This window comes from Exiguobacterium sp. s91, from assembly GCF_018618915.1.
In the GTDB taxonomy this organism is placed as follows: Bacteria; Bacillota; Bacilli; order Exiguobacteriales; family Exiguobacteriaceae; genus Exiguobacterium_A; species Exiguobacterium_A abrahamii.
Genome location: NZ_JACSMZ010000001.1, coordinates 491,921 through 508,635 on the forward strand (window position 1 = coordinate 491,921; position 16,715 = coordinate 508,635).

The following is a 16,715-nucleotide window of genomic DNA, read 5'->3' on the forward strand; positions in this document are numbered from 1 at the left end:
AATCCTATCATATTGTGAAACGGGCAACAATTGTTTGAAACCAAGCATTTCGACAAATTGTCGAACAGAAGTAGTGAAAGCGTTTGCGGTCAGTCGAGAGGCTATCAGTTGGAAAATGACTGAAAACACTTCATACTAATAGATACTAGTCAAAGGGGGAGTTTTATATGCAAACGAATCAATCCGTAGATGTACTCGTTGTCGGGATTTCTGGAAATCAACCGCTCGATGAACGTTTACAAGCACTGTATGGTGACAAACTAGAAGAGTGGGTTCGTCAAGGCGATATCTCAACGAAACGAGGAGAACTGCGTCTATTGCCAACGTTAGCGGGCGACGTCGCACGTGTACTGTTTGTTGGACTCGGGAAAGTTGATCAGCTCGCGCAAGACGATTTACGTCGCTTGCTCGGGAAAGCGGCACAACATGTCAAAGCACGTCGCTTAGAACATGTCACAGTTGACGCAACAACGTTCCCAGGGCAACCGGTCGAACTGATTGCCGAGACATTCACCCTCGCTACATATGAGGTCAAACATTATAAGACGTCGCCTTCGAAAGCATATACGTTACAACTGACGGTCTTACCTGTAGAGGAAGAAGCCGTACGCCGCGGAACGGTCTTGGCTGAAGCGACGAACTTAGCGCGTCGTCTCGTAACGATGCCTGGGAATCTTTTGACGGCGCCAGCGCTTGCGGATGAAGCACGCTTCATCGCGGAGCGTCATGGGCATGATCTCCGGATCATCGATAAGGAAGAGATGGAAGCGCTCGGGATGGGCGCCTTGCTTGCCGTCAACCAAGGATCCGTCATTCCACCGAAATTGATCGTCCTTGAATATAAAGGTTCAGCAGAAGCACCAATCGCTGTCGTCGGGAAGGGCGTCACATTCGATACAGGTGGTTATTCCATCAAACCAAAAGACGGGATCGTCGGAATGAAAGGGGATATGGGGGGCGCAGCAGCAGTTCTCGGGCTATTCGAAGCACTCGGTCAACTGAAGCCAGATGTTCACGTCATCGGTGTCATTCCAGCAACCGACAACATGATTTCCGGGGATGCCTTCAAGCCGGACGACGTCATCACATCGATGGCGGGAAAAACGATTGAAGTCTTGAACACGGATGCGGAAGGACGACTTGTTCTTGCTGACGCAGTCACGTACGTGAAAGAGTATCAACCTAAAGCGATCATCGATCTCGCAACGTTGACAGGTGGTGTCCTTGTCGCGCTTGGAACAGAAATCACAGGTGCCTTGACGAACGATGCGTCACTTTACGAACGTTTTGAGCAGGTGACGAAAGAAACGAATGAGATGGTTTGGCAAATGCCATATGTTGATGCCTTCATCAAACAAGTCCGCCGCTCGGAAGTCGCAGACTTGAACAACTCACCGGGACGCATGGGACACATGATCTTCGGTGGTGCGTTCGTCGGCGAATTCGTTGGTGATACACCTTGGCTACACCTCGATATTGCGGGAACATCGGAACAGAATCAAGCGTCTGAGATTGGTCCAAAAGGAGCAACGGGCGTCATGGTCCGTAGTCTGTACCGGTTCGTCGAGCAAGAAAAATGAGACGTTGGAATCTACTCGGCGTCTTGTTGACGATTCTTGCCGTCGTCTGGTATATGGAGGCGCGCGACCGTCTATCGCTCGGTCTCGCGACGTTCATCGGTATCTTCACCGTCTTATCACTACTGCGTTCTTTCCGGGAGAAGACGAATGCACGTCATCGGGATTGATGCGGCAAAGGCGGGGTGGGTCGTCGTTATGTACGAAAATGGTCGTTATACGGGATTCGTCGAACCGACGCTTACTCAGATTCCGCTAGCTGACCGGATTTGGATCGATATGCCAATCGGCTTGATGGAAGGACGACGGGAAACGGATCAACTGTTGCGACTGGAGCTACGACCTGGGCGGACGAGCAGTGTTTTTAATGCACCGTTTCGTAGTGCGTTGACAGCTTCTACCTATATGGAAGCAAATGATTTAGCCAAACAACATGCGGGGATCGGGCTTTCAAAACAAGCGTGGTACCTATTACCGAAAATCCGAGAAGTCCGCAGCGTATATCGAACGGAGATGATTGAAGCCCATCCGGAAGTCTGTTTCGCGCGACTCGCCGGTCATCCGGCACGCTTTTCAAAGAAAACGACCGAAGGCATTGCGGAACGGATTGAATTGCTCGAGCGTTTTGATTGTCCGCCGTTATGGGAACAGCGTCAGTCGCATGTTGCGGTCGATGATTGGCTCGACGCTTGTCTGCTTGCGACGGGCGCCCGTTTTCCGTGTGATTATTTGCCGGCGAGTCGACCGGTGGATCCGGAAGGATATCCGTTATATGCAGCTGTACCAAAAAAATCACCCTCACCGAAATGGTGTGGGTGATCCTTTGACGAAGTCCCAGATATAATGAAAAATCTGGGCGTTGTAGAGTGCTTTTAAGATGACAGCGATCAATGGTCCGAGAATCAGTCCGAAGACACCAAAGAATTTGATTCCGACGAACAGCGCAATCAACGCCGTGATGGGTTGAATCCCGATATTATCGCCGACGATTTTCGGTTCCATGATGTTGCGCTGGAGAATGACGAGCGCGTATAGAATCCCGAGACCAATCGCAAGTGTCGTATCTCCGGTAATCAAGGAGTAAGCGATCCAAGGCAGGAAGACGGAACCTGTACCGAGATACGGTAAAATGTCGAAGAAGGCAGCGATAAACGCGACTGCAAATGGATGCTCGACACCAATGATGAACAAACCGATTAGGACGATGAAGAACGTGATTGTAATCAAAGTGAATTGTGCTTTGATATAGCCGAACAAGGCGGAGCGTAAACTCAAGAAGACGGATTCGAAACGAGCGAACCAAGGAAGCATCTCATAGCGCTTCAATCGCATCTCGTACTGGTGCCAATCTTTTGCGATGAAAAACCAAGCAAGTAAGACGATGACGAAAATCAATGCAATCGATGGCAATGTCGCAAGGACCGTCTGTAGCATCATGGCGATACTTTTTGATCCTTCGCCAATCGCACTCGCAAGTGAACTCCCGAGAGATTGGATACTGTTTTGAACCGTATTTTGTTGCGATGGCTCCAGTGAGCGTAAGGCTTCGGAAGCATCGTTCCAGATGGGTGCCAGTTTTTCATTGTACAGCTTTTGAAAATACAGGCTCAACTCTTGGATTTGCGCCGGTAATTGGTTGGCGACAAATACAAGACCGCGAATCAACTGCATGATGATCAAGGCGAGCGAACCAACTAATAAGCCACTGATCAAAATGATGGACAACAACGCACCCCATCCGCGAGTGATTCGTAACCGCTTTTGGAAAAAATCGACGAGCGGTCGACTCAAAAGGGCAAGCAGAAACGCAAAGACAAACGGATACAAAATGGACGAGAGGCGGATGAGTAACCATCCACCAACTAAGAAGGCGAAGATCACCGTCAGGAACCGGGCCATTTGCCAAAGACGTTCAGTCGACACAAGCAACACCTCTTACTGGATTATGTAGAATTAATTGATATCATCATATCATGTTTAGATAGGTTACGAGTCATTCAAAAGGAGGAGATCTCGATGCGTAAAAGAGAAATTGGACTAATTGCTGCATTGATTGCTGCGACATCTGTCGGAATCCGAGAATGGAAGAAAAACCAGTCATTTACGCAACGCGTTAAACAGGAGACAGAAATGCACGTACGCCAGGCAATCGTGGAGGGTCAGACAGATGGAACAGATGAAGACACTGCAACAAAAGGTTGATGCGACGATTCGCTCACTCGGTGGTTATTTTCGACCGCTATCTGGTCTCGCGCGCCTGACGGAAGAAGTCGGTGAAGTCGGAGAAGCACTGGAACAAAATGATTTAGAAGCCCTTTGTTTTGAACTTGTCGACGTCTTGATGATCTCGACCTGTCTTGCGAACCAATACGTGACGGATCTTGCAGCACAGCATGAGACGCTCGGTACAGTAAATGATGATCAGGACGGTTCGTTTTATCGACTCGTGCATGAGGCCGGACAAATCGCACGTGTCATGAACGGTTATGAAGGGGACAAACCACCGAAAGCGAAAGACATGATTGTTCCGATTGGTCATTCCTTAGCACGTCTGCAACGCGAACTGTTTCGGTTAGCACGACCACTTCAACTTGATTTACTGACAGAAATCGACCGGACGAATGAAAAGAATCTGAAGCGGGATAAAACACGCTTCGCGTTGACGCGTGATCCCATCACGGAAGAGACGATTGATCATTTCCGAAGTGCGACAGGAAGCGAGGCACGCCTCTGGGGAGCCCCTGTGTACGAGGAGAACCAAACGATAGAGGATAACATGGAAGCAGCATTGCCGTCACTCCGGCGTTTCCTCCGATGTGCGTCGATTGAGGGAATCGAAGCATTCGTCTTCGAAGCACCGATGGAACGCTCGCGTAGTTTGGTTGAAGTGAAAGAACTAGCGGACGAAATGGGACGCTTGATCAAAGAGCGGACACCGCTTGACTTCAAGGATTCACCGTATCGCTTAGAAGTCTTTGCGCCACAACTCGGTCCGATCTCGCCGTATCATGCGGAAGACGACCATCGGATGTTTCTCGTTCTCTATGTAGACTAAAAAATGATCCGCCTGCTCTTTTGAGCAAGGCGGATCATTTTTTTAATGTGAATGAGACGATGCTGCCTCATCTTGAGTCTGCCATTTTTTCATGAAGCGCTGAATGCGAGCGATCGCTTCTTGGAGTTGTTCAATCGAACTTGCATAACTTGCCCGGACATAACCTTCACCACTTGCTCCGAAGACAGATCCTGGAACGACGGCGACGCGCTCAGCGAGTAACAATTGCTCGGCGAACTGCTCGCTCGTTAGTCCGGTATGACCGATGTACGGAAAGGCATAGAAGGCGCCACCTGGTAAGTGTGTTGGGAGACCCGCATCGTTTAACGCCTTAACGAAGTAGTTCCGGCGTTGACGATAACTCGTCACCATGTCAGGGACCGTTTTATGACGAGAACGCAGTGCTTCAATGCCCGCGAATTGAACGAGTGTCGGGGCACACATCATCCCGTATTGATGGACCTTCAGCATCGATTGTGTGATTGCAGGTGGCGCACAAGTGAAACCGAGCCGCCATCCTGTCATCGCGAAGGCTTTCGAGAAACCGTTGATGATGATCGTCCGCTCTCGCATACCGGGAAGGGTCGCGAAGCAGATCGCTTCCGTTTCGTAGGATAGTTCCGCATAGATTTCGTCACTGATGACATATAGATCATGCTTTTGGACGAGTAACGCTAGGTCCGCTAATTGATCGCGCGACATCGTCGAGCCTGTCGGATTCGATGGGAAACAGAAAATGATCGCTTTCGTCTTATCTGTCAGCAATTGTTCGATCGTTTCCGGTTGAATCGCAAAACCGTCTTCTGCATGACACGCAGCGGCGACAGGAATGCCACCAGCGAGTTCAATCAAAGGGGCATACGAGACGAATGCCGGTTCGACGACGATGACTTCATCACCGGGATTGATCAAACTACGAAACGCAAGGTCGAGTCCTTCTGAGGCTCCAGTCGTGACGATGATCTCCTCCGTCGTCGAATAGGAGATGGCGAATTTTTCTTGCATGTAAAGCGCGATTTCCTGACGTAACTCGAGTAAACCGGCGTTGGCACTATACGCTGTATAGCCTTGCTCGAGTGCTGCGAAGCTCGCTTCGCGAACATTCCATGGCGTGACGAAATCAGGTTCGCCGACACCAAGGGAGATGACGTCTTCCATCGATCCTGCTAAATCAAAGAAACGACGGATGCCAGATGGGGCTAGCTGTTCGACACGTTCAGATAGAGACTTCATGGAGACACCTTCAATCGTTTGTCGTCATCATCCTGACTGAAGAGAACACCATCGTGCTTGTAGGTCTTCAAGCGGAAATGGGTCGTCGTCGAGATGACGGAGTCGAGCGTCGATAATTTTTCCGAAACGAATTGAGAGACTTCTTGTAGCGATTTGCCATCAAGTACGACTTGTAAGTCATATGCGCCCGACATCAGATAAAGGGACGTCACTTCCGGGAAACGATGGATGCGCTCCGCTACCTCGTCAAAACCGCGTCCACGTTTCGGTGTGACTTTGACATCGATGAAAGCTGTCACGCCATGATGGGCATGAATCTTTTGCCAGTCGATGACAGCGGTGTAACCGAGTAGGACACCGTCGCGTTTGAATGTCTCGATGGAAGCTGCTACTTCTGACGCTTCCCAGTCGAGCATTTGCGCAAGCAAGTCCACGTCCATCGGACCATTTTGTGTTAATAATGCTAATAATTCGAGTTGTTTTTCGGTGTACATGGGATCACTCACTTTCTGTCAATTGACCATTAAAGGTACGGCGGGTCTGGCGCAATCGTGCGCGTCGCTCAGCCTGGACGATATGGAAGTTCTTCATTTCATTTGTCGGAAGTTGGTGTTTTTCAACGAGGCGTTCAAAAAAGACGCGTCGCGCTGCATCCTGACGCGCGGATTCATGATTACCCGACGGATTGAAAGCATATAAGACGGTCGCGCGCGCCGGGTGCAGTATTAAATGTTCCTTGCCGACGCGTAAGATCCAATCCCAGTCCCAGTAGTTGAAGACGTCCTCATCAAATGGACCGAGTTGATCGTGGAGCGATTTACGGTAGAGTGACCCGGACGGAATATACGTCGAGTCTTCTCGAATCGTCTCCGGATCGTACGGATACGCGAATGGCTCAGAATCGATTGCAATCCGGTGATCCGCTTCCCAGCGATACGTAAAGAGTTCCGCGTCCGTATAGGTGAGGTCGGCACCAGCTTCGAGATCGCCGACCGCTTCTTCGAGGTGACTCGGTAATAAGAGGTCGTCATCGTCATGAAGTAAGATATACCGACCGGAAGCGAGCGTGACACCATGATTTCGAGCACGAACATGATGGTTTTCAGGTAACTCGACATAGGTCAGTTGAAGACGGTCCTGATACGCAGTCGTCACTGCTGAGACATCGTCTCCATTATTGTTTAAGACGATGACTTCGAAGTCTTGATAGTGTTGACGCGTCAATGCTTCTAGCGCTTCTGCTAATTCACGAGGACGATTGTACGTCGGAATGATGATGGATACGGTTGGCATCAGTGATCGCTCCTTGAACAAAGACACCTGTCCAGGAACAGGTGTCTTCTTGTTTTTTACATGTTTGCTTCAATGCGTGGTAGCAATTCGTTCCATTCTGCTTCTGGTTCTTTCGTAACCGTCACGAAGTCGCCGTAAGCGAATAGATTGTCGATGCCATCGAGGGCGATCAATGATGCGAGCAACGCATCTTCAGGTGTATCTTCTTTTTTGACACTCGTACTTTTAGCACCGAAGCGCTGTTCTTCGAGCGTGATTTTGACGGAATTCGGATTTGGTGTGTAATCGACTTGCATGAGGTAAGCTCCTTTCAACGTACATACGTATATGCCGTCTTTTCGTGATAGATGGATGGAATCCTTCTTCCTGATAGACGGAAGATCGATACGTTCAGTATATCAGAAAATTCGAAGAGAATATTTTTCTTCTAGTAGGAGAAATGGACCATCTTTATTTTAACGGTTCACTTGACCTTATAATGCATTTTACTCGCTATCTCAATATATCTCAAAAGGCGTCATGATGCCTTTTTTAAATTGTTTGACCTGAATTTCAAAGCAAGGGGTTATTTTTTTGAATTTCAGTGATAACCTATATCTTGTACATTAACAGGTTTAAAAACGGCTAAAACGTCTATATATAGAGTGATACTTGTAGAGTCCTTTCTATATGTAGGACGTCTTTTTTTAGTTTAGCGTATTTCATTGTGTAATGCGAACCTGTTTAACGATAGAGAATGGGAGTGGTTCATAGTGGCATCTCCACTGAATACAGCACGCATCTTTAAGGGTGCAATGACAATAGAAGACGTATATGTCGTGATTCGACAGGCGACGGAAACGTATCCGGAACTTGATATCGACCGCTATACTGAACGTGCCATCCGAGCGCTTGAAGGAAAATCCCTACAAGCCGATCAAGTCTATGAACTGTTAACGATGCACGCACTCGATATGTTAAAGGCAGAAGAGCCGAACTGGACATTCGTAGCGACAGCGACTTACTTAAATCGGTTATACCTTGAAGCAGGTGAAAATCGCGGATATGCAGCAGAAGAACGGTATGGTTCGCTGTATACGCTGATTGAAAAACTGACAGAAATCGGCATCTTCACGAAACATTTACTAGATGCGTATTCGAAAGAAGACATCAACGAACTGTCGGCAACGATCGATCCATCCCGCGATCACTTGTTCACATACATTGGTCTTCGAACACTGGCAGACCGGTACCTCGCACGTGATCACGTCAAAAACTTGTACGAGCTACCACAAGAACGATTCATGGTCATCGCGATGACACTGATGCAGAACGAACCGAAAGAACGTCGTTTAGAACTCGTCAAAGAGTCTTACTGGGCATTGTCGAATCTCTATATGACAGTTGCGACTCCGACGCTTTCGAACGCTGGTAAGTCTTACGGTCAACTTTCTTCATGTTTCATCGATACAGTCGATGATTCGCTACGTGGCATCTACGACTCGAACACGGACGTGGCGACACTCTCTAAAGGTGGCGGCGGAATCGGCGTCTACATGGGTAAGATTCGCTCACGCGGATCAGACATCAAAGGCTTCAAAGGCGTCTCAAGCGGTGTCATCCCGTGGATGAAACAATTGAACAACACGGCAGTCAGCGTCGACCAGCTCGGTATGCGCCAAGGATCGATCGCAGTGTATCTCGACATCTGGCATAAGGACATTCTCGAGTTCCTGGACGCGAAGCTCAACAATGGGGATGAGCGACTTCGGACACACGACTTGTTCACAGGCGTCAACTTACCGGACCGTTTCATGCGTGCCGTCGAAGCACGAGAAGACTGGCATTTATTTGACCCACACGAAATTCGGACGGTCATGGGCTTTAGCCTCGAGGATTACTTCGATGAGACGGAACAAGGTGGCAGCTTCACGGAACGATACGAAGCGTGTGTCAACGAACCACGCCTCAGCAAAAAAACAGTTCCGGCAATCGATCTCGTCAAGCGCTACATGCGTTCGCAACTTGAGACCGGGACGCCATACATGTTCTTCCGTGACGCCGTTAACCGTGCGAACCCGAATAAACATGCAGGGATGATCTACTCGTCAAACCTTTGCTCGGAAATCATGCAGAACATGAGCCCGACGACCGTGACGGAAGAATACACGGAAGACGGTAAGATCATCGTCACGAAGACACCAGGGGACTTCGTCGTCTGTAACTTGTCATCGATCGCACTTGCGCGTGCAGTTCGTTCTGACGTCCTCGAGCGATTGATTCCGATTCAAATGCGGATGCTTGATAACGTCATCGACTTGAATACGATCGATGTCCCGCAAGCACAATTGACGAATCAAAAATACCGTGCCGTTGGTCTTGGGACGTTCGGTTGGCACCATCTACTCGCACTCGAAGGCATCCGTTGGGAATCGGTCGAAGCGGTACAATACGCAGACCGTCTTTACGAGAAGATCGCTTACTTGACGATCGATGCGTCGATGCAACTTGCGAAAGAGAAGGGCGCGTACCGTCTCTTCGAAGGTTCGGAATGGCAAACAGGAGAGTACATCAAACGTCGCCACTACAAAACGACGGATGAACTCGATTGGGATCGTCTCCAAGCCGACATCACGGCGTATGGAATGCGTAACGCATACTTGATGGCAGTCGCACCGAACTCATCGACGGCGATCATTGCGGGTAGTACAGCATCGATTGATCCAATCTACAAAAAAGTTTACTCGGAAGAGAAGAAAAACTATAAGATTCCAGTCACTGTTCCAGATTTGACACCGGAAACGAACTGGTTCTATAAATCAGCGTTTGAGATTGACCAGCTATGGAGCATTCGTCAAAATGCTTCGCGTCAGCGTCACATCGACCAAGCGATCAGTTTCAATCTGTACGTGAAAAATAACGTCAAGGCGAAAGAATTACTCGAGATGCACATGGAAGCATGGCAACTCGGGATGAAGACGATCTACTACACGCGTTCGACGACGGTTGAGATCGACGAATGTGAATCGTGTTCATCATAAGATAAGGAGGACGATATCATGAAGGCAGCAATCGTATATGCGTCATTGAGTGGAAACACGGAGGAGGTGGCAGAACTCGTCGCGAAGACGTGTTCTGAGATGGGAATCGAGCCGACGATGTTGTTTGCAGACGAAGTGACGACGTATCAGTTAATGCCTTATGATATCGTCTATTTTGGTTCGTATACGTGGGGAGATGGGCAACTACCCGACGATATGCGCGATTGTCTTAGAACTGTTCTGAAGGAGAGTTCGCATGCGATTCCGCAGGCAGCTGTTTTTGGAACAGGAGACAAGATGTTCGTCAAATATTGTCGCGCCGTGGATGAGATGGCGTATCATCTCTCGAAATTCGGGGTACCGCTTGCTGGAGAACTGTTGAAAATCGAACAGTCACCACGCAATCGCCCACATCTCGTCAAGGAATGGACGAAACGGACCATTCTTCAATTACAGCAAGAAGGAGTCGAAGCACATGGAACAGCTACAAAAAATCAAACTGCTTGATGCACGTCATCCGAATCGCGCGACAGCGATCATCGGTGGCGAAACGAGTGCCATCGTCAACTGGAACGACATTGCGTATCCACAGTTTTATTCGATTTACAAACAACTGTTATCGAACTTCTGGATCCCAGATGAGATCTCGATGTCGAAGGACATGCAACAGTGGAATCAATTAAGCGAACGGGAACAGGATGCATTTAAACGAATCATCGGACTACTCTCGATCCTTGACTCGGTTCAGACACGTTATATCTTGGAATCGGCAATGTTTACGTCGGATTCGTCCGTTCATGCGATTCTCGCGATCATCGCGCAACAGGAAGTCGTGCATAATCAATCGTACAGCTACGTCTTATCCAGCTTAGTTCCATTGGCTGAACAAAACCGGATTTTTGATATTGCGAAAGACGATGACATGGTCATGAAGCGTAATGCATTCATTCTTGATTTATACGAAGATTTCCAAAATGACCGGACTCCAGAGAACTTCGCGAAATCGCTCGTTGCTTCGATCGTTCTTGAAGGAATCAACTTCTATTCAGGCTTTGCCTTCTTCTATAACTTAGCGCGTCACCAAAAGATGGTCGGAACATCGACGATGATCAGTTATATTCAACGTGATGAATTGCAACATTCGTACTTCATCAGCCAATTGTTACGTGCTGTCTTGTCGGAGCATCCGGAAATTGATGCCGATGGCTCATTCACACAATTCGTCTATGACACGTTCAAGCGTGCCGTTGATCTTGAAATCGAGTGGAGCGAATACGTCTTACGTGATCTAGACGGACTTGACGTCAGTGAAATGCGTGACTACGTTAAATATCTCGCGAACAAACGCCTTCGCGTCATCGGTTTGTCGGATCTCTATGAAGGGCACGACGAAGACGTCATGCCATGGATTCGTGCGTATTCAGATGATTCGATGAACGCGACGAAATCAGACTTCTTCGAACAAAAATCACGTTCGTATGCGAAAGTAACGGATGCGAATGGATTCGACGATCTGTAAGTAATCAATTGATGATTGCTTCTACTCTATATTTCCTTTACGCTAGGACAGGTGAGGTTCTGCTCGACTCCCGCGAAAAAACAAGTCATCATGACCATGGAAGATGCGACGCATCTGAAGCGGCATGAGGGCTTGTCCGCGGAAAGCGAGCAGACCGAGACTGTCCGTTTTTTTGATAGTCTTATCTGTTTTTCGTCTTTCTCGTTTCAAGCATTACTTTTCTTTGTCACTTAGGTCAATTGAGCAAAAGAACAAAAAAAGGGCCGAACTCGGAAAGTTCGGCAGAATCAGGGGGAATACTTGAAGTCTTGCTATTAAAATGTTCCCTTGTGAAATAAAAAATAAACAAATTCCAAAAATATTTTTTACGATACAAGAAAAGTGTGTTATTATAAGTTGATGAATTTAGTTAGGGAGTGTATACATTATGGCAAACTTTGAAAAAGACCAAGTCGTTACTGGTAAAGTAACTGGTATTCAAAACTTCGGTGCTTTCGTAGCACTTGACGAGCAAACACAAGGTCTCGTCCACATCTCAGAAATCTCACACGATTACGTAAAAGACATCAACGATTACGTAAAAGTTGGCGATGAAGTAACTGTTAAAGTTCTCGACATCGACGAAGCTAACAAAAAAATGAAGCTTTCGATCAAAGCAACTCAGGAAGCTCCAAAACGTGAAGCACGCGCGAAAGGTCCACGCAAAAACGCTGGACGTCGCGATGCAGGTCCTGCTTTCAAACAAGAAGAAGCACCTGGATTCAACGTTCTTAAAGGTAAATTGGAAGAATGGATTGAAAAATCAAACTTCCAAAAATAAGCCACATGAGAGAATCGACATCGGTCGGTTCTCTTTTTTTATGCGATTTTTACATAGAATAAGCATTAAATTAGATGCGAAAGGGGAATGTGTGGATAATGTAAGGTGTTCATTACTTATTGAGGAGGCAACACAGATGGAAAACTTTGAATATCGCAATCCAACAAGACTTATTTTTGGTGACGGTCAAGTCAGCCAACTGAAACCACAACTCGAAGCACTCGGTGCAAAGAAAGTCATGCTCGTCTTCGGTGGCGGCAGTATTAAACGTAATGGCGTCTATGATGATGTCACACGTGAACTCAACGCGGCAGGAATCGAGTACGTCGAATGCGACGGTGTCGAACCGAACCCGCGTATCGAGACAGCAGAGCGCGGTATCAAAATCGCACGTGAAGCAGGCGTTGACGCATTGCTTGCACTCGGTGGCGGTTCTGTCATCGACTGCACGAAATTGATTGCTGCTGGTATTCCTTATGAAGGCGAAGCATGGGATCTCGTCATCGGCAAAGCAACACCAGAAACAGTCATCCCATTCGGAACAGTCTTGACGCTTGCAGCAACAGGTTCTGAGATGAACTCAGGATCCGTCATCACGAACTGGAAGACACAAGAGAAGTACGGTTGGGGTAGCCCGCTTACGTTCCCAACATTCTCAATCCTTGATCCGAAGTACACGGTCAGTGTGCCAAAAGATCAAACAATCTACGGTATCGTCGATATGATGAGCCACTGCCTCGAGCAATACTTCCACCCTGCGCATGCACCGGTCCAAGAACGGATGACAGAAGGTGTCATGAAAGCAGTCGTCGAAGCAGCACCAAAACTCGTCAACGATCTCGAGAACGTTGAACTTCGTGGCACGATTCTCTTCGCTGGTACGATGGCACTCAACGGTGTCCTTCAAATGGGCGCACGCGGCGACTGGGCATCACACAACATCGAGCATGCTGTCTCAGCTGTTCACGATATCCCGCACGCAGGTGGACTCGCGATCCTCTTCCCGAACTGGATGCGCCACGTACTCGACGAATCAAACGCACATCGTTTCGTCACACTCGGTGAGAACGTCTTTAACGTCGATACGGAAGGTAAATCAGAGATGGAAGCAGCACACGCGACAATCGACGCAATCAGTGCTTTCTGGACATCACTCGGTGCACCGAATCGTCTTGCTGATTACGACATCAAAGAAGATACAGTTGACGCAATCGTCAAGTCAGCAATGACACGCGGCGACTTCGGAAACTTCAAATCACTTGGAAACGAAGACGTTCGTCAAATCGTGACAGCTGCCCTATAACAATCTGTAACATTTGCTACTCATTTCACAAAAGACTTGAACGACCTTCCTTCTTGCGTTTTAATGAAAAGGAAGGTCGCATTTCGTTGCGAATGAATAAGGAGGACGATGGCATGTCAACAGTACGTTTTGATTATTCGAAAGCCCTACAATTCGTAGGTCAACATGAAGTAGATCATATGGCGGAAACGGTAAAGACGCTTCACCATGCGATTCATGCAGGAACAGGCGCAGGAAGTGATTTCTTAGGATGGGTGGATCTTCCGACGAACTACGATCAAGCGGAGTTTGCACGTATTCAAGCGTCTGCAGAAAAAATCAAGTCGGATTCTGATGTGTTGTTAGTCGTCGGAATCGGCGGTTCATATCTCGGAGCGCGTGCTGCGATCGAGATGCTCGGACACTCATTCCATAACTTGTTATCAAAAGAAGAGCGCAAAGCACCACAAATCATCTATGCAGGACATAATATCTCATCGACGTATCTGCACGATTTATTCGAAGTCCTCGAAGGAAAAGATGTATCGGTCAACATCATCTCGAAATCGGGTACGACGACAGAACCAGCAATTTCGTTCCGTCTCTTGAAATCGTTCATGGAAGAGAAATACGGTAAAGCAGAAGCAAAACACCGGATTTATGCAACGACGGATAAAGCGCGTGGTGCATTAAAAACACTCGCAGACTCTGAAGGATATGAAACATTCGTCATTCCGGACGATGTCGGCGGTCGTTTCTCTGTGTTGACACCGGTTGGTCTATTACCAATCGCAGCAGCTGGTATTTCAATTGAAGAGTTGATGCAAGGTGCCCGTGATGCGCAAGAGCGCTATGCGAGCGAAAACCTAGCTGACAACGAAGCGTATCAATACGCGGTCGTACGAAATGCGCTCTATGCGAAAGGGAAGACGATCGAGCTTCTCGTCAACTACGAACCAGCACTTCATTATGTATCGGAGTGGTGGAAACAATTATACGGCGAGTCAGAAGGAAAAGACTTCAAAGGAATCTTCCCAGCAGCAGTCGATTTCTCGACGGATCTCCACTCGATGGGACAATACGTCCAAGAAGGTCGTCGTGACCTGTTCGAGACAGTCATCAAAGTCGGTCAAGCGCGTCATGCGTTGACTGTTGAAGAAGATGCTCAGGATCTCGATGGATTGAACTTCCTTGCAGGTAAGTCAATTCAATTCGTCAACGAAAAGGCGGCAGAAGGTACGTTGCTTGCACACACGGACGGACAAGTACCGAACTTGACAGTCGAACTTCCAGAGATGACACCGTATCACCTCGGATTCCTCTTCTACTTCTTCGAAAAAGCTTGTGCGATGAGTGGTTACCTCCTCGGAGTGAACCCATTCGATCAGCCAGGCGTCGAAGCGTACAAGAAAAACATGTTCGCTCTTCTTGGGAAACCAGGATTCGAAGCAGAAAAAGCAGAACTCGAAGCACGTTTGAAGTAATGTAAAACGACAGTCGATTGTTCCTTAGTGGAACATCGGCTGTTTTTTTGTCTTTACCGGATGATAGTAGGCTATCATTTTCCAGATTTACAGGTAATCCTAGCGTTTTCACTTTTAGAATACCCGTGAAACAGGTAAAGTGAAGTTAGAAGAAGAAATGAGGTGCACGTACGTGATTACATTCTTGGATTATTATCAAAATCAAGTGGAGTTAAGTTTTGATGACCATCCGTTCTCGGATCGTCCCTTGCACGTGTGGGTCATTGCCGTGTACGAAGGAAAATGGTTGCTGACCCATCATAAGCAGCGGGGGTATGAATTTCCTGGTGGAAAGGTTGAACCAGGGGAAACGGCAGAAGAAGCCGCACGTCGCGAAGTGATGGAAGAGACGGGTGGGGAAATCGATTCTCTCTCATATGTCGGACAGTATCGTGTTGCTGGAAAAGGTGATACGATCATCAAAAACATCTATTTCGCGCAAATCGGATCATTGTCGTCTCATCTTGCCGTGGATGAAACAGATGGTGCTTTTCTATTCGAGGAACTCCCTGATCGTCTCGATACGAATCGACAATACAGCTTTATGATGAAGGACCGTGTCCTTCCGGAGACACTCCGTGTACTTAGCGAACGCCGATTGGTTTGAACTTCCGCGGCAAGGTCCGTTTCGGACGTTTCGGATGTTTTATACCACAGCGGACGGAGAACGGGTCGGTGCCTATATCGTACTCCCGCAAGTTGCGAACGGTCAGGGGATTCTCTACTTGCGTGGTGGAACGCGTTCGATCGGAATGGTCCGACCGACTCGACTGCTCGCGTTCGCACAGGCAGGCTTTTTTGTCATGGCACCTTTCTATCGAGGGAATCTAGGCGGTACGGGAAAAGAAGACTTTGGACATCACGATATCGAAGACGCCTGCAGTGCCTTTGACTGGTTGCAGCAACGTGTCTCACATGTTCACGCATTTGGATTTTCACGTGGTGGACAGATGGCGTTGCTCCTTGCGCATCACCGTCCAGTCGCCCGAACGGTGTCCTGGGCAGGGGTGACGGAGTTGACGTGGACGTATGAAGAGCAGAAGACGATGCAAAAGATGCTGCGGCGATACACGGGAGGTACACCAGACACGGTTCCTGATGAATACGCGGTTCGCTCGCCGCTCCATGTCGAACCTCAAGGTGAAGTATTATTGATTCACGGTGCATACGATGAGAACGTTCGTTTACGACACGCAACCGCTTATGCTACACGTCATCCTGAGCATACGACGCTTCAGACTTATGCCTATGCCCATCAATTTCCGATTCATGACAAGTTGCGTGTGACGCGGAATGTGTTGAATTGGTTTGAGACTGGTATCTATAATCGATGATTTAGCCGGTACGATGAATGTCGTATCGGTTTTTTTGTCATCTGAAGAATTGAACTTAC

18 protein-coding genes are annotated in these 16,715 nt (G+C 48.1%); 13 read left to right on the forward strand and 5 right to left on the reverse strand.

All coding sequences use genetic code 11. The features are described from left to right. The first annotated feature begins 167 nt into the window (after window positions 1-167). Genes KNQ06_RS02460 through KNQ06_RS02470 form a run of 3 tightly spaced genes read left to right on the forward strand, consistent with a single transcriptional unit; the run spans window position 168 to window position 2,396 of the window. On the forward strand, window positions 168-1,580 hold the full coding sequence (locus KNQ06_RS02460) for a leucyl aminopeptidase (protein WP_133207640.1): 1,413 nt from the start codon (window positions 168-170) through the stop codon (window positions 1,578-1,580). Beyond that, window positions 1,577-1,747 carry a hypothetical protein gene (locus tag KNQ06_RS02465; protein ID WP_215147293.1) on the forward strand — a complete coding sequence of 57 codons (171 nt, stop codon included), beginning with the start codon at window positions 1,577-1,579 and terminating at the stop codon, window positions 1,745-1,747. Before KNQ06_RS02460 ends, KNQ06_RS02465 begins: the two co-directional genes overlap by 4 nt. Next, window positions 1,728-2,396, forward strand: coding sequence for a DUF429 domain-containing protein (locus KNQ06_RS02470; protein ID WP_035396398.1), 669 nt, complete (start codon window positions 1,728-1,730; stop codon window positions 2,394-2,396). The genes KNQ06_RS02465 and KNQ06_RS02470 overlap by 20 nt, the downstream gene beginning before the upstream one ends. Here KNQ06_RS02470 and ytvI read toward each other — a convergent pair. Then, complete coding sequence (ytvI, locus tag KNQ06_RS02475; protein ID WP_215147294.1) at window positions 2,376-3,500, reverse strand: sporulation integral membrane protein YtvI; 1,125 nt, start codon at window positions 3,498-3,500, stop codon at window positions 2,376-2,378. The two genes, KNQ06_RS02470 and ytvI, sit on opposite strands and share 21 nt — an antisense overlap. Before the next feature lie 93 nt (window positions 3,501-3,593). Between ytvI and KNQ06_RS02480 the strand changes: the two genes are divergently transcribed. Both KNQ06_RS02480 and KNQ06_RS02485 read left to right on the forward strand, forming a co-directional pair. Beyond that, window positions 3,594-3,779 carry a hypothetical protein gene (locus KNQ06_RS02480; RefSeq protein WP_215147295.1) on the forward strand — a complete coding sequence of 62 codons (186 nt, stop codon included), beginning with the start codon at window positions 3,594-3,596 and terminating at the stop codon, window positions 3,777-3,779. Next, window positions 3,745-4,632 carry a MazG nucleotide pyrophosphohydrolase domain-containing protein gene (locus KNQ06_RS02485; protein ID WP_251133467.1) on the forward strand — a complete coding sequence of 296 codons (888 nt, stop codon included), beginning with the start codon at window positions 3,745-3,747 and terminating at the stop codon, window positions 4,630-4,632. The genes KNQ06_RS02480 and KNQ06_RS02485 overlap by 35 nt, the downstream gene beginning before the upstream one ends. Window positions 4,633-4,674: 42 nt before the next feature. Here the strand turns inward: KNQ06_RS02485 and KNQ06_RS02490 are convergent, their stop codons facing one another. Genes KNQ06_RS02490 through KNQ06_RS02505 form a run of 4 tightly spaced genes read right to left on the reverse strand, consistent with a single transcriptional unit; the run spans window position 4,675 to window position 7,454 of the window. Beyond that, window positions 4,675-5,865 (reverse strand): aminotransferase, encoded by a 1,191-nt coding sequence (locus KNQ06_RS02490; protein ID WP_058713852.1) that lies wholly within the window; start codon window positions 5,863-5,865, stop codon window positions 4,675-4,677. Continuing rightward, complete coding sequence (locus tag KNQ06_RS02495) at window positions 5,862-6,359, reverse strand: Lrp/AsnC family transcriptional regulator (protein ID WP_050678638.1); 498 nt, start codon at window positions 6,357-6,359, stop codon at window positions 5,862-5,864. The genes KNQ06_RS02490 and KNQ06_RS02495 overlap by 4 nt, the downstream gene beginning before the upstream one ends. Before the next feature lie 4 nt (window positions 6,360-6,363). After that, window positions 6,364-7,158: a glycosyltransferase family 2 protein gene (locus tag KNQ06_RS02500; RefSeq protein WP_215147296.1), complete on the reverse strand. Its 795-nt coding sequence runs from the start codon at window positions 7,156-7,158 to the stop codon at window positions 6,364-6,366. A gap of 56 nt (window positions 7,159-7,214) precedes the next feature. Next, window positions 7,215-7,454, reverse strand: a complete 240-nt coding sequence (locus KNQ06_RS02505; RefSeq protein ID WP_023469118.1) for a NifU N-terminal domain-containing protein — start codon at window positions 7,452-7,454, stop codon at window positions 7,215-7,217. A 456-nt stretch (window positions 7,455-7,910) separates the two neighbouring features. Here KNQ06_RS02505 and KNQ06_RS02510 point away from each other — a divergent pair, with 456 nt between their 5' ends. From KNQ06_RS02510 to KNQ06_RS02545, 8 genes are all read left to right on the forward strand, one after another. After that, on the forward strand, window positions 7,911-10,178 hold the full coding sequence (locus tag KNQ06_RS02510) for a ribonucleoside-diphosphate reductase subunit alpha (protein WP_023469117.1): 2,268 nt from the start codon (window positions 7,911-7,913) through the stop codon (window positions 10,176-10,178). A gap of 18 nt (window positions 10,179-10,196) precedes the next feature. Beyond that, complete coding sequence (locus KNQ06_RS02515) at window positions 10,197-10,685, forward strand: flavodoxin domain-containing protein (RefSeq protein WP_023469116.1); 489 nt, start codon at window positions 10,197-10,199, stop codon at window positions 10,683-10,685. Continuing rightward, window positions 10,654-11,697: a ribonucleotide-diphosphate reductase subunit beta gene (locus KNQ06_RS02520; RefSeq protein WP_035406099.1), complete on the forward strand. Its 1,044-nt coding sequence runs from the start codon at window positions 10,654-10,656 to the stop codon at window positions 11,695-11,697. The genes KNQ06_RS02515 and KNQ06_RS02520 overlap by 32 nt, the downstream gene beginning before the upstream one ends. Window positions 11,698-12,124: 427 nt before the next feature. After that, window positions 12,125-12,517: a S1 domain-containing post-transcriptional regulator GSP13 gene (gene yugI / locus KNQ06_RS02525; protein ID WP_012371159.1), complete on the forward strand. Its 393-nt coding sequence runs from the start codon at window positions 12,125-12,127 to the stop codon at window positions 12,515-12,517. 136 nt (window positions 12,518-12,653) lie between these two features. Further along, window positions 12,654-13,820, forward strand: coding sequence for an iron-containing alcohol dehydrogenase (locus KNQ06_RS02530; protein ID WP_023469114.1), 1,167 nt, complete (start codon window positions 12,654-12,656; stop codon window positions 13,818-13,820). A gap of 113 nt (window positions 13,821-13,933) precedes the next feature. After that, entirely contained in the window at window positions 13,934-15,283 is a 1,350-nt protein-coding gene (locus tag KNQ06_RS02535) for a glucose-6-phosphate isomerase (RefSeq protein ID WP_215147297.1), read from the forward strand. A gap of 172 nt (window positions 15,284-15,455) precedes the next feature. After that, window positions 15,456-15,929, forward strand: coding sequence for an RNA deprotection pyrophosphohydrolase (ytkD, locus tag KNQ06_RS02540; RefSeq protein WP_149427744.1), 474 nt, complete (start codon window positions 15,456-15,458; stop codon window positions 15,927-15,929). Then, a complete protein-coding gene (locus tag KNQ06_RS02545; RefSeq protein WP_215147298.1) occupies window positions 15,901-16,656 on the forward strand; it encodes an alpha/beta hydrolase family protein in 756 nt (251 codons plus the stop codon). The genes ytkD and KNQ06_RS02545 overlap by 29 nt, the downstream gene beginning before the upstream one ends. Window positions 16,657-16,715 lie beyond the last annotated feature (59 nt).